The 7689-nt window shown below is 66.8% G+C and carries 5 protein-coding genes and 2 tRNA genes (1 of these 7 cut by a window edge); all 7 read right to left on the reverse strand.

Translation table 11 applies throughout. The features are described from left to right. Nucleotides 1–26: 26 nt before the first annotated feature. Nucleotides 27–497 carry a poly-beta-1,6-N-acetyl-D-glucosamine biosynthesis protein PgaD gene (pgaD, locus tag HMPREF3114_RS07390; RefSeq protein ID WP_053499966.1) on the reverse strand — a complete coding sequence of 157 codons (471 nt, stop codon included), beginning with the start codon at nt 495–497 and terminating at the stop codon, nt 27–29. Continuing rightward, complete coding sequence (gene pgaC / locus HMPREF3114_RS07395; protein ID WP_053499964.1) at nt 494–1750, reverse strand: poly-beta-1,6-N-acetyl-D-glucosamine synthase; 1257 nt, start codon at nt 1748–1750, stop codon at nt 494–496. The genes pgaD and pgaC overlap by 4 nt, the downstream gene beginning before the upstream one ends. 1 nt (nt 1751) lies before the next feature. Further along, on the reverse strand, nt 1752–3638 hold the full coding sequence (pgaB, locus tag HMPREF3114_RS07400; RefSeq protein WP_053499962.1) for a poly-beta-1,6-N-acetyl-D-glucosamine N-deacetylase PgaB: 1887 nt from the start codon (nt 3636–3638) through the stop codon (nt 1752–1754). Nucleotide 3639: 1 nt separating this feature from the next. After that, the gene (gene pgaA / locus HMPREF3114_RS07405; protein ID WP_053499960.1) at nt 3640–5667 is read right to left on the reverse strand and encodes a poly-beta-1,6 N-acetyl-D-glucosamine export porin PgaA; all 2028 of its coding nucleotides are present in this window, start codon (nt 5665–5667) and stop codon (nt 3640–3642) included. 343 nt (nt 5668–6010) lie between these two features. After that, nucleotides 6011–7216: a CynX/NimT family MFS transporter gene (locus HMPREF3114_RS07410; protein ID WP_053499958.1), complete on the reverse strand. Its 1206-nt coding sequence runs from the start codon at nt 7214–7216 to the stop codon at nt 6011–6013. 224 nt (nt 7217–7440) lie between these two features. Next, nucleotides 7441–7517 (reverse strand) — tRNA-Pro (locus tag HMPREF3114_RS07415). Nucleotides 7518–7657: 140 nt separating this feature from the next. Continuing rightward, nucleotides 7658–7689: transfer RNA gene (locus HMPREF3114_RS07420), tRNA-Ser, on the reverse strand (it continues 50 nt past the right edge of the window).

Genomic DNA, 7689 nt, shown 5'->3' on the forward strand with positions numbered 1-7689 from the left:
CACGGTCGGCACCCAGGGCAATCGAGTTACACCACCTCGCGGCGGATGCCGACCGGGCGTGCGTGATCATCCATGTGCAACGTGGCGGCCTTGCAGCCCATCAGGCGTTCGGCCAGCCCCGTGCTGGCACCCAGATCGGCGGCCACTTCGTTGAGGCTGGCCAGTGGCCGCGGCAGGCGGCGTTCGCGGCCACGGAAGCGGGCGCGGTTGTACTCGGCCCAGCCGATCAGCAGCACGCTGGCGCCCAGCAGCATCAGCGGCAATGCCACCAGCACGTAGGGATCGAACTGGCTTTGCCGTTCGTACAGCTGCTGCCAGGCCAGCTGGCCGCCAACCAACCACGAGAACAGGGTCACCAGGGGCGCCCACAGGTAGAAGTAGAAGCCCCAGAACGCCAGCGTGACGAATCCCCAGGCGGTGCGCTGGAAGCGCGGCTGGCGGTGTGGCTTGCGGATCATCCGTGAATCGAAGCGGTTGGACGGGCGTTGCGCGTTCATCGGATCCCCCGGTCAGGGCTGGTCCAGGTGGCGCGCTTGCTGCGACGGCGCAGCAGTGTCTTCGGCAACGCCACCAGGGTGGTGGAAAGGCTGATCAGCCAGTACGCCATCGGGTACCAGATGACCCAGAAATAGTTGCGTCCAATCTGTGTTTCGTAACGCCGGTCGATGATCAGGCTGCTGGCGAACTGCAGCAGGCAGACCAGCGCCAGGATCACGCCATGCCACTGCGGCAGCAGGCTGGCGATATGCAGCTGCGGCGGCAGCTCGACGAACTTGCCCAGTGCCCACAGCAGCACGATGAACAACATGGTGTAGGCCCAGATCACGCTCAGCACGTACTCCAGCAGCACGCCCCACATGCGCCGCTCTTTCCAGTGCAGCAGCGAGCGCGCGTGGCGCAGCATCACCTCCACGCCGCCCTGGGCCCAGCGAAGGCGCTGCCGCCACAGGCCCTTGAGGGTCTCCGGCATCAGGATGAAGCACAGCGCATTGGGTTCGTAGCGGATGTCCCAGTGCGCGCGCTGCAGGCGCCAGCTGATGTCGATGTCCTCGGTCACCATGTCATCCGACCACCAGCCGACCTGATGCAGGGCGGTACGGCGGAAGCCGGCGATCACCCCGGAGAGGGTGAAGATGCGCCCGTATACGCGCTGCGCGCGCTTGATCATGCCGATGATCGAGGAAAACTCGGCCACCTGCAGGCGTCCGAGCAGGGTGGAGCGGTTGCGGATGCGCGGGTTGCCGGTGACCGCACCGACCCGGTTGCCGCTGACCAGGTGCCAGATCATCCAGTGCAGCGCATGTTCCTCCAGCATTGCATCGCCGTCGATGCACACCAGGTACTCCGAGCGAGCGGCCAGTGCGCCCATGCGCAGCGCATTGGCCTTGCCCAGGTTACGATCCAGGTGCAATACGCGCAGCCGCGGGTGCCTTGCCGCCAGCACATCCAGCCGCGCGCCGGTGTCATCGCTGCTGCCATCATCGATGGCGATCACTTCGTAGTCGGCGGGGTAACGCTGGGCCAGCGCCGCAGTGAGTGTGTCATCCAGATTCTCTGCCTCGTTGTGGCAGGGCACCAGCAGGCTCGCGAAGGGGGGATCGACCATCAATGGAGGGTCGTTGCGCGGGCGCGAGTGGCGTTCGCGCCGGTAGTAGTAGTAGAGGCCGCCGGACATCCAGAAGAACGCCATCACCATCGGGTAGTAGAAAGCGAACTGGAACAGGACCTGCAGCAGCGGATGCATGTCCATGTCACTTCTCCGGGTACGGGAAGGTGCCGGCGGACATCGCCGCGCGGGCATCGCGGGTGGAGGGCTGGTCGGCGATGAAGTCGTCCGGGTACCAGGCGAAGTGGTGCACGCCCTGTGCCTGCAACTGGCGGATCTGTGCGCGCAGGCGCTCGGCGGGAATCGGTTGCCCGTTGCGCCAATCGACGGTCTGCAGCTCGAACAGGGTGTGCTGCAGCTGCGGGTCGTGTGTGCGTACTGCGGCCAGCAGCTGGTCCAGCCAGCGCTCGGGGTGCTTGCTGCCTTCCATCCACGGCATCGCCATCAGCGCGGTCTGGTCATAGGCCTTGTTGAACAGGTCCAGGCGCTGCGCGAACCAGGCCTCGCTCTGCGGGCGGAGTACCGGCTCAGCGTACAGGTTGCGCACGGTGGCCAGTTTCGGGCGCCAGCGTTGCGCGCTGTCGCGCAGCGCCAGGGTGAAGCTGATCAGCGCCTGCGTGCGCGCACTGCCATCGCCGCCGGCTGCCAGTGCCGGCAGCTCGGTGTCGCGCAGGTAGCCGTCGTCATGGAACAGCAGGCCTTCAAAGTAGGAATTGACCGCCAGATCCTCGTAGATGTCGAGCATGATCTGGCGGGCCTTCGGCTTGGTGAAGTCGAGCCGGTACATGCCGTCGGCATCGCCGTTGCGGATCGCCAGCGCCTTGCGCTGCGCCGGGTCGGGCAGCTCGAAGCCAAGCACCGGCAGCCATGCGTAGACCTTCACGCCGGCGCGGGATTTCAGTTGCCAGGCGACGCGGCTGAACAGGTCCGCCCGCATCGGCATGTGACGGTTGGGGAAGTACAGCGCATCGGCCGTGTTGTTGCCGTCCGGATCGGCGAACGCCTGCAGGTAGACGTGCGTCGGCGCGATGCGCTTGACCCGTTCGACCAGCGCATCGAGGTTGCGTGCCTGCTGCGCCGGGTCAGCGTCGTAGACATCATCCAGGTCGATCTGCAGGGCACGGATGCCATCGAGCGCGACATCGCGGCGCAGCTCGTAGGCCAGGCCTTCCACGGTCGGGTTGTCGCTGACCAGGAAGCGCGCCAGGCCATGCAGGTCGCTGGCCACCGGCGTGCTGCGGCCCTCCAGATCGAAGGACACCGGCATGCCCAGCTGTTCGGCGATGTCGTTGCTCAACTGGTTGTAGGCCGCGTACGGCCAGACGATGGCGCGCGGGCGCACGCCCAGGTGCTGCTCGATGCGCTGCACGCTGCGCGCGAGGTCGGTGCGCAGGCGCTGCTCATACTGCGCTTCAGTCTCGTAGCTGTGCGTGGCCGGGCTGTAGATGCGGGTGACCACGGCGGGCGTGGAATTGCCCTGTGGATTGGCGAGCACGCCGTGGTGCAGGTCGTCGGTGTGGCTGGCCACTTCGATCAGGCCGCTGTCGTGCATCTGCTTCAGCTGCGCCCAGGTGACGAAGTCATCGCGGCCGAACGGCCGGTACCCGTAGTCGATGGTGCGTCCCGGAGCCATGTCCACGTAGTCGGTGATTACCGCCACCAGTGCCGGATAGTGGTAGGCCTGCAGCAATGGGAAGGCCTTGTCGTAGACGCTGCGCAGGCCGTCATCGAAGGTCAGCAGCACAGGCTTGGGCGGCAGCGTGGCCCGCCCCTGCGAGGCATCGATCACCTGCGACAGCGAGACCGGGTGGTAGCCATGCGCGCCGAGCCAGTCCAGGTGTGCGGCGAAGTTCTGCGTGCTCACCGCATAGGTATCGGCATCGCCCTTGGCCGCGACCTGGTCGCGGATGTCGTGGTAGCTGAGGATCAGCAGGCCATTGTCGATCGCATCGAGATGCGCGGCCTGCTGCGCGAACGCCGGCGGCATGGCGGCCAGCAGCAGGAGCACGATCAGTCGCAGGAAGCAGGCCATGTCAGTCTCCCCAGCGCAGTGCGGCTTCGAAGCCGATATGACGCTCGCGGTGGCCGTCGTAGACCGGCCGCGACCAGCGCACGCCGTATTCGAGCACGCGGCCCGGGCCCAGCTGCCACTCGTGCATGTAGGACACCGTCGGCACCAGCGCACTGCCGAAACCGTCCTGCCAGTAGTCACCCAGCGAGACGGTCAGCCGGTGCCGGAAGTGGCGCTCGTAGTGACGCCACAGCTGCTGGTCGATGCGCAGGCCGATCTCGACCATGCGGTCGCGCTTCGGATTGAAGTAGGGCGCGTCGTCGCGGCTGCCGCGGCTGGTATAGGCACTGGCCAGGCCATCGAGCAGCCAGCGCGGGCGGGTCAACAGGCGCTGTTCAATGCTGGTGCTGAACAGTTCGCGATGGTTGCCGTCGTCGTAGCGGAAGCGGCTGGCACCGAGCATCCAATGGGTGAGCTCACTGCGCCGGTAGTCCACCTGTGCGCTCACGCTGTCGGCGGTGATGCCGGCCGCGCGTGCCTGCATCGAGGCATCTGGATCATTGCGCGCGGCCACCAGGCCGGCGTGCCAGTAATCGTTGAACTGCCAGCCGACGCCGACCCGCAGGCCGGTATCGCTGATGTGGTCGTTGGCGCGCAGGACGGCCGCTTCCGCATCCAGCTGCCCGAAGCGGTAGCGCACGCCCGCACCCAGCCACAGGGGATCGATGCGCTGGTCCTGGAAATCGGTCGAGCGCCGGTCGGCCAGGGCGAACAAACGCCAGCGGTCATCAAGGATCGGTGTCTCCACTTCCACACCATAGTGGCGATCGTTGTTGCCCAGTGGCGAGGTACCACCGCCACCGGAGCTGCGGCCGATGTCGGTCCATGCCTTCAGCTGCCAGCCGCGATGCGCACGCCAGGCCTGGTCCATGCGTTCGACAGCCGGTTGGGTGGGATAGCGTGCGACCAGGTCATCGTGCAGCGGCCGCGCCAGGTCGTCGCGCTGCAAGGCGACGTAGGCCTCTTCCATGCCCAGTCGCGGTTCGATGTCACGCGGGTCCAGCGCGTGTGCCATCTGCTGCCGCTGCAGCGCCCTGCGTGGCCAGCCGCGCATCATGTAGACGCTGCCCAGCGCACTCTGCAGGCCCCCGTTGCCGGGTGCGATGTCCACCATCGACTCCAGGTCGTGCTGCGCGGTGACCAGGTCGCCGCTGTAAGCGCGCACCATTGCCAGGTTGAGATCGGCCTCGTAGCGTGACCAGTTCGCGTACGGTGATTTGCCATTGCTCCAGCGCCACGCCGGCTCCTTGTCGCGCCATGCCTGCAGCAGGTCGATCGCTTTTTCCTGCTGCTCGCTTTCCAGGTAGGCGTAGGCCAGTTCCGAATGTGAGGCGTCGCGCGCCGGATCGCCAGCGACGGCTGCCTGCAGTACGGGAATGGCTTCTTCCGGGTGCAGGGTGCCCATCAACGAATCGCCCACGGCAGGCAGCACGTAGTCGGGCAGGGTGTGGCCTTCGGCCTGCAGGGCTCGTGCTTCCTCGCGGACCTGCGCATGGCGGCCCAGCCGGTTGAGCAGGATCAGCCGGTCCATGCGGATGCGCAGTGGCGCCTGCGAGGGCGGGGTGCCTTCGCCGCCGATGTAGCGCTGCATGCGCGCCAGGGTCGATTCGGCTTCTTCCAGGCGGCTGTCCTCGCTGCTGCTGTAGGCCAGGCTCCAGACCACGAGTTTGGCCAGGTAGTCGCCTTCCAGGCGCTGCTTCTGGGCGTCGTCGAACAGCTGCGGCCGCTGCTGGTACAGCTCCCAGGCGCGCCAGGCATTGCCGATGTCGCCCAGGGTCAGCACGCGCAGCTTGAACAGCAGATCGTCGTTGGGCTGCTGCTGGTTGGCGCGCTCGATTGCGCCGAGCGCATCCAGCCAGCGGGCCTGGTCGCGGTAGCGGCCGATCTCGGCCAGGGCCGCGTCGCGGTCGGACGGAGCCGCGCTGCTGGCCCAGGCCAGAGCGGTACATGCGAGGCCGACGCAGAGCGCGAGCCGGCGGTGGACAACCATTGGGGACCCCCTTGGCTTCCGAACCAGACAACCTGTGAAAATGTGACGCAAATCACATGCCAGTGCTTGGCGTGGCCGTGGCCCGCGTCACTCCCTTCGTGCATTCCCGCCCAGCGAAGACGGATACAACCCGGACAGCGACCTGCAATGTCTTGTCTGAAACGAGAGTCCCCCGCGCACCGAGTGGTGGCCTGGGCGGCGCCGCCGCCCCCATGCCCGATGCCGGCACGCGGCAAGGAAGGGCATTCGTGGGCACTATCCGCCCGCAATTGTCAGTCCGGCGTCAAAATTTCCCCGGTGTCTGACGAGCGGTAGGCGGGGCCGTCTGGCGGCCCCGGCCGGGCTACCAGAGATCTTCCAGCTTGCGGGGCTTGCAGGCGACCCACGAGGCGCACAGCATCAGGGTGGCGCAGCCGAACAGGAAGCCGAACGGGAGCGTCCAGCCATTGCTGACGGTATGCAGCCAGCCGACCAGGAACGGGCCCAGGCAGCTGAAGCTGTAGCCCACGCCCTGCATGAAGCCCGACAGCGCGGCCGAGCCGGTCGGGGTGCGGGTGCGCAGGTTGATCAGGGTCAGCGCCAGCGGGAAGGTGGACGGGCCGACGCCGAGCAGGCAGGCCCACAGCAGGGGAGCCTTCATCGGCGCCAGCAGCAGCCCGGTGAAGGCGATCACGAACGAGAAGAAGCCGATCAGCACCAGCGGGAACGGGTTCTGCATGCGTACCGCCATCGATGGAATGACCAGTGACGGCAGCAGGCCCAGTGCCGAGAACACCGCTACCATCACGCCACCGAATGCAGGCGTGCCACCGGCCTCGACCACGATGCGCGGCAGCCAGGTGAACATCGAATAGGTCATCAGTGAGGTCATGCCGAACATCAGCGTCATGCTCCAGCCCAGCGACGTGCGCCAGACCTTTCCGTGCGGCTGCGCGGTGAGATCGGCGGCATCGGCCAGCGGTTTCGGTGCGCGCCTGGCCAGCACCAGCCACGGCAGCGCGGCGGCCAGTGCAAGCAGCGCCCACATGCCCAGCGACACGCGCCAGCCTGCAGCGTTGGCCACCGGTACTGCCAGTAGCGCCGGCAGCATCGTGCCCAGCTGCAGCACGCTGATGTAGAGCGTGCTCATGGTGCCGACCTTGTTGGCGAAGTAACGCTTCACCAGCGGCGGCACCACCACGTTGCCGATGCCCATGCCGGCCAGCGCGATTACCGAGCCCAGCAGCAGCGTGCCGACGTTGCCGGCGCTGGAGCGCAGCAGCAGGCCGGCCATCGCCATCAGCATTGCCAGCAGCGTAGTGCGTTCCAGGCCCAGGCGCCGCGCCAGTGCCGGCGTGGCCACGCCGAACAGCGCGAACGAGGCGGTCGGCAGCATGCCCAGTACGCCGGTCATGGTGGTACCGAAGCCGAACTGCTGGCCGAGCACGTCCAGCAGGGGCGTGATCGACGTTACTGCGGTGCGCAGGTTGATCGCTGCCAGCAGGATGGCGGCGAAAGCCAGCACGCGCCCGTGCAGCAGCGACGGCGAATCGGAAGTGGAGGAACTCATCGGTGGTCCTTGCAGGTGTCGCACGCCGCGGCAATGGCATGCAGCGCCGGCATCGGTCTACGCCGAAGCGGCAGGTGGGGGAGTGGTGGCTGCAGGTGGGCCGGCAGCGCGGCCATTGTACGTGTGCGCTCCGGCAAGGTCCCGTCATGCGGGCGGCCTGGCGCCGGGTACAAAAAAACCCGGAGGACAGTGATGTCTTCCAGGCTTCTTGGTGACCACCGAAGTGGTCGGGGAGACAGGATTCGAACCTGCGACCTCTACGTCCCGAACGTAGCGCTCTACCAGACTGAGCTACACCCCGAAGGGAGCCGCCTATTCTAGCGATTCACCCCGATGGCGGCAAGGGGTGAATGCTGTTTTCTTCACACTGCCGAAGCAGTGCCACCTCAGGGAACAAAAAAGCCTGGATGACTTCACCAGGCTTCAATGCGACCACGTGAGTGGTCGGGGAGACAGGATTCGAACCTGCGACC

The sequence above is a fragment of the Stenotrophomonas sp. HMSC10F07 genome (genome assembly GCF_001807895.1).
GTDB classification, from domain to species: domain Bacteria; phylum Pseudomonadota; class Gammaproteobacteria; order Xanthomonadales; family Xanthomonadaceae; genus Stenotrophomonas; species Stenotrophomonas sepilia.

Excerpts from the sequence above, each read along its gene's own strand:
- pgaA (WP_053499960.1), bottom strand. The coding sequence starts at position 5,667 with ATGGTTGTCCACCGCCGGCTCGCGCTCTGCGTCGGCCTCGCATGTACC.
- pgaD (WP_053499966.1), bottom strand. The coding sequence starts at position 497 with ATGAACGCGCAACGCCCGTCCAACCGCTTCGATTCACGGATGATCCGC.
- pgaB (WP_053499962.1), bottom strand. The coding sequence starts at position 3,638 with ATGGCCTGCTTCCTGCGACTGATCGTGCTCCTGCTGCTGGCCGCCATG.
- HMPREF3114_RS07410 (WP_053499958.1), bottom strand. The coding sequence starts at position 7,216 with ATGAGTTCCTCCACTTCCGATTCGCCGTCGCTGCTGCACGGGCGCGTG.
- pgaC (WP_053499964.1), bottom strand. The coding sequence starts at position 1,750 with ATGGACATGCATCCGCTGCTGCAGGTCCTGTTCCAGTTCGCTTTCTAC.